General features: G+C 62.9%; 1 protein-coding gene. It reads left to right on the plus strand.

The features are described from left to right. Positions 1–98: 98 nt before the first annotated feature. Positions 99–1181, plus strand: a 1083-nt coding sequence (locus ACSS7Z_RS16220) for an integrase core domain-containing protein (protein ID WP_438255909.1), incomplete at its 3' end; no start/stop codon positions are given.

Below are 1181 nucleotides of genomic sequence, written 5' to 3' on the forward strand. Positions count from 1 at the left end.
TGTGAAGTCTCAGGACATTGGTGACGGTTGTGTCTCAGGACATCGGTAACGCTTCTTGCTGATTTGGTGGTGACACTTCGGTATGGCGTGATCGGGTGATGCCGCCGAATGAGCCGATCTCTCCGTCCGTGCGCCTTGCGATTACGCAGTGGCCTGATGATGCGCCGCGCGGGGCGGTGACCGCGTTTTGTGATGAGCATCACCTCAGCCGGAAGGCGTTCTATGCGATCCGTGCTCGTGCGCGTGAGGAGGGGCCAGTCGCGGCGCTTGCTCCGCGGTCGAGGCGGCCACGGTCCTCGCCGACTCGGACCGCGGCTGCGATCATTGAACAGGCGTTGCAGGTGCGGGCAGCGTTAGAAACGTCGGGGCTGGATTTCGGTCCGATCAGCGTGATGGACCGGATGCGGGATTTGGGTATGGACCCGCCGTCACGGGCGACGTTGGCGCGTCACTTCACCGCCGCGGGTGTCGTCACTGCCGAGCCTCGGAAGAAGCCTCGATCCGCTTACCGTCGGTTCGTTTACCCGGCACCGAACTGTCTTTGGCAGTTAGACGCAACCGAGTACGTCCTCTCTGGTGGTCGCAAGTGCGTGATCTTCCAACTGATCGATGATCATGCCCGGCTCGCGGTCTCCTCTCACGTCGCGTGGGCAGAAACGGCAGAGGCCGCACTCACGGTCGTGAAGAAGGGCATTGCCGTGCACGGGGTGCCACAAAAACTCCTCTCCGATAACGGGGTCGCGTTGAATCCCACCCGTCGAGGCTATGACGGTCAGCTCGTGCGCTACCTGAAATCGGTCGGGGTCGAAGCGATCACCGGGAAACCAGGCAAACCCACCACGCAAGGCAAGAACGAACGATTCCACCGCACCCTGTTCCGCTGGCTCGACCACCAGCCCCTCGCCGACACACTTAAGGAACTACAAGCCCAGATCGACCGGTTCGACCACATTTACAACACCGAACGGCACCATCAGAGCCTGCCCGGGCGGATCACCCCGCTGCAGGCCTGGGAAGCAACTCCGAAAGCCGCACCCCCGCGCCCTCAACCCGCCGAGGACCTCCCCGCCGTCCCCGCCCATACCGGTGGTCACGGTATCCGCACCGCCAACAGCAACGGTGCTGTCTCCGTGCATGGCACGATCTTCATCCTCGGACGCGAACACGCCAGCCACCGCATT

Origin of the sequence: Microbacterium wangyouchuni (genome assembly GCF_051546305.1) — a bacterium.
In the GTDB taxonomy this organism is placed as follows: domain Bacteria; phylum Actinomycetota; class Actinomycetes; order Actinomycetales; family Microbacteriaceae; genus Microbacterium.